A 3,970-nucleotide genomic window follows, 5' to 3' on the forward strand; every position below is an offset into this window, starting at 1 on the left:
GTGCTGACCGAGCAAGGTGAGATGCTGTTTCGCACGGCGCATGACGTGCTGATGAAGCTGGAGACCATCAAGTCCCGGCTGACCGAGACCAAGGATCGCCCGTCGGGCGTGCTGCGGGTGACGACGACGGTGGGGCTGGGCGCCGGCTGGCTGACCGAGCGGGTGCAGGAATTCATCGAACTCTATCCCGAAATCAGCCTGCAGTTGATCCTCGCCAACGAGGAGCTGGATCTCACCATGCGCCAGGCCGATTGCGCCATCCGGCTGCGCCAGCCGCAGCAGCCGGACCTGATCCAGCGCCGCCTGTTCACCGTGCATTTCCACCTCTACGCGGCCCCATCCTATGTCGCCAAGCACGGCAAGCCGTCTTCCGTCGCCGAGCTGAAGGCCCATCGCATCGTCACCTTCGGCGTGCCGGTGCCGTCGCATCTGTCGGAGCTGAACTGGCTGGAAACGGTCGGTGATTTCGAAGGCGGACAAAGGGTGCCGACGCTGCAGATCAACGACATATTGTCGATCAAGCGGGCGGTGCAGGGCGGTGCCGGCATCGCCATGCTGCCCGACTATGTGATCAGCAAGGACTCCGATCTGGTGCAGCTGCTGCCGGAGACCGAGGTGCCGTCTTTCGACACCTATTTCGCCTATCCCGACGCGATGAAGAACCAGGCCAAGCTGCATGTGTTCCGGGACTTCATCATCGCCAAGGCCCGAAGCTGGTCCTTCTGATTTTCGTTTTCACGCCCTACGGGATTATCCCCGCCAGGGCATCAGCCGAGGCAGCCAGCCGGGCACGTTGCGGCGGTAGGTCTCGTATTCGGCGCCATAACGGCGGCTAAGCGTCGGCTCTTCATAGAGCCTGACGAAGGCGCCCATGGAGACAGCGCTGACGGCGGCATAGGCGACCAGCGCCCAGCTCGAGAACAGCAGCGCCTGGCCGAGGATGATCGACAGCACGGCGACATACATCGGGTTGCGGACATGGCGGTAGATGCCGCCTATCACCAGCCTCTCGGTCGGGGCGACCGGTGCGGGTGTGCCCAGGCCCTCAAGCGCAAAACGGCCGAAGGCATGCAGGAGTGCCGCGCCCGCGGCAACGATCAGAAGCCCGCCAACAGGGGCAAAGCCCGGCAGGCTCGACCAGGGCAAGCCCCAGCGATCGGTCAACAGCCAGGGCACCAGCCCGGCAACCACGCACGGCGCCGCGATGAAGAAGGCCGCACTGCCGGCGATCGCCGAAAACCTCCGCATTGGCTGCTTGCTCCGCGATTGCCTTAGAAATGCACGCCTGCTGCCCGCTTCCACATCATTGCCCAGTTTTGGCATTTCGAGCCGAAAGCCAGCCGAGATTAGCGATTCTGTAGTTGCAATTGCCCGATTCAGCGCTCCATTTCGACGATTTTGCTGGTCCTATTGGCTTCTGGAATGGGTTAGACCACAGCCTGCGTCTTTTTGCATGTGTGTGTTGCAAAATAGATGCTTGTTTCTTGGGCATGATGAGCACATATATAGATCATCTCCTGGGCGCGTTCTCCTCCCATTAGCGCCCTCGAGTGTTCCCCTCTGGAGGTTAGCCTTAACAGGCACTCCAATCAAACTCAGCCGGATCTTCATTGATCCGGCTTTTTTGTTGCCTGTACCCTGCTGGGCCGGCCAAAAATTCCATCACAATTGCCACGTAACGGTGACATGTAACCTCTGGTAACATATCCCGGACGCCCGCGACCTGCTATGTAGATCATAGGACGCGGTGTGGTTCGGACGGGAGATGGGGGCATCACTCGTACGGCCCGGGCTCAGGCGGCTACCGCGTCCGAACCGTTTTTCCGCCGAACTCGGCGGTACCAAATGCGGCGGACCTGACGTTTTACCTCCCAAGGAAACGGTCCGCGAACAAAACGACGTCCGGTCCCCGCCGGACGTCGTTTTCTTTTGTTCCCCCGAATCAGGTTCGAGAGGAACGCCACGCCATCAGGCAGCCTTGCCGTTGGTGTTCATGGCGTCGTCAGCCAGACGGCCGGTGAGTTCGGCCATGTGGTCGAAGACGGCACGATAGCTGGCAACGCCCGCGGTCGCCGAGCGCAACTCGATGATCAGGTCGCCGATCTCGGCTTGCGGCATGGTTGCCTCGACGACATCCCATCCCGGCCAGTCGGGTCGCGCGTCGTAGCCGAGGATCTGGCCGCGCCGCTGCGGGATGAGAGCGATGATCTTCGAGGTGGCGTCGGAGGGGGTGACGATCTCGACCTTCATCACGGGCTCCAGGAGCACCGGCAAGCACGCGGCCATGCCTTCCTTCATCGCCAGCCTGGCCGCCATCTGGAAGGCCATGTCGGAGGAATCGACCGCATGATAGGAGCCGTCCGACAGGTTGACTGCGACATCCACGACCGGAAAGCCCAGCGGCCCGGATTTCAGATAGTCGCGGACCCCGGTCTCGACCGACTGGATGTAGGTCTTGGGCACGACGCCGCCGGTGATGGTGTCGGTGAACTGGAAGCCGGAACCGCGCGGCAGCGGCTTGATCTCGATCACCACGTCGCCGAACTGGCCATGGCCGCCGGACTGTTTCTTGTGACGGCCGCGCTGCTGCGCCGATTTGCGGATCGTCTCGCGATAGGGCACCGCCGGCGGATGACCTTCGACCGGTATCTGGTTCTTGCCTTCCAGCCGCTCGCGCACCACGCGCAGATGCATCTCGCCATGGCCCGACAGCACGGTTTCGGCCGAGTCCTGATTGTGGCGCAGGCTGAGCGAGGGGTCCTCCTCGGCCAGCCGCTGGATGGCGGCCGACATCTTCACTTCGTCCTTGCGCTCCTTGGGGCGGAGCGCGAAGGCGAAGACCGGCTGCGGCGGCTCGAACTGGACGAGCGGCTTGATGCCGCCCTTGGCCGAGCTCAGCGTCTGGCCGGTCTTGACCTCGTCCAGCTTGCCCAGTGCCACCGTGTCGCCGACCTTGGCGATGGAGAGCTTGGACTGGTCCTTGCCGAGCATCCGGTAGATGCCGGAAACCTTGGCCGTGTCGCCGCCGGGCAGCCAGAGTTCGGAACCGTCGACGACCTGACCGGAGAGGATGCGCGACACCGACAGCTTGCCGCCATGCGAGGTGTGGATGGTTTTCATCACCTGGACCAGGGTAGCCGCGCCGTCGGGTGCACCGAGCCGTTTGCGGGTCGCCTCGATGTCGGGCGCGTCGTGGCGGATCGCCTTCAGGAGGCGCAGCACGCCGTTGCCTTTCTCGGCGGTGCCGATCAGCACCGGGATCACCGCACCGTCACGCAGGTCGGCGGCGAGGTCGTCGAAGATCGCATCCTTGGGCGGCTCGATCTCCTCGAGCAGTTGTTCCATCAACTGGTCATCATGGTCGGCCAGCGTCTCCAGCATCGAGAAACGCGCTTCGAGCTCGCGCGCCTTGTCGTCGCCGGGAATCTGCGCCACCTCGCTTTCGGCATATTCGCGATAGATGTAGGCGCGCTCCAGCGCCAGGTCGATCGAACCAATGACGACACCGTCCTTGCGCAGCGGAATCTGGCGCAGCAGCAACGGCACGGCACTGGCCGGCTGCAGCATCTTCAGCGTGTCGCGCACGCCGGTGATTGCCTTGTCGACCTTGTTGAGGAACAGAATGCGCGGCACTCCGAGATCGTCGAGCTTGCGCATGATCAGTTGCAGGGCAGGGATCTTCTTTTCATCGGCCTCGGCTACGACGACCGCGAGGTCGCAGGCGGCCAGCACCGGTTCGGCCTCGAAAGAGAATTCGATGGAACCGGGACAGTCGACGAAGGTGATCTGCTCGCCCATGAATTCGGTCGTGGCGACCGTCGCCTCGACGCTCATGGCGTGGGCGCGCGCCTCGGGCGAATGATCTGAAACGGTGTTACCTGATGAAACGGGATTTTGTCGGGGAATTGAGCCCGTACGGGCCAATATGGCTTCGAGAAGTGTCGTCTTACCGCTTGCGAAGGGACCGACT

At 62.9% G+C, this 3,970-nt stretch carries 3 protein-coding genes; 1 reads left to right on the forward strand and 2 read right to left on the reverse strand.

Features of this window, described 5'->3' with window-relative positions:
• A partial coding sequence (locus tag EN893_RS22500; RefSeq protein WP_128361780.1) for a substrate binding domain-containing protein occupies positions 1-726 on the forward strand: 726 nt, incomplete at its 5' end.
• A 24-nt stretch (positions 727-750) separates the two neighbouring features.
• Here EN893_RS22500 and EN893_RS22505 read toward each other — a convergent pair.
• Positions 751-1,248, reverse strand: coding sequence for an isoprenylcysteine carboxylmethyltransferase family protein (locus EN893_RS22505; protein WP_127267437.1), 498 nt, complete (start codon positions 1,246-1,248; stop codon positions 751-753).
• 720 nt (positions 1,249-1,968) lie between these two features.
• Positions 1,969-3,970: elongation factor G (locus tag EN893_RS22510; RefSeq protein ID WP_128361781.1), on the reverse strand; the 2,002-nt coding region annotated here is incomplete at its 5' end.

Source organism: Mesorhizobium sp. M7A.F.Ca.CA.004.04.2.1 (genome assembly GCF_004022825.1).
In the GTDB taxonomy this organism is placed as follows: Bacteria; Pseudomonadota; Alphaproteobacteria; order Rhizobiales; family Rhizobiaceae; genus Mesorhizobium.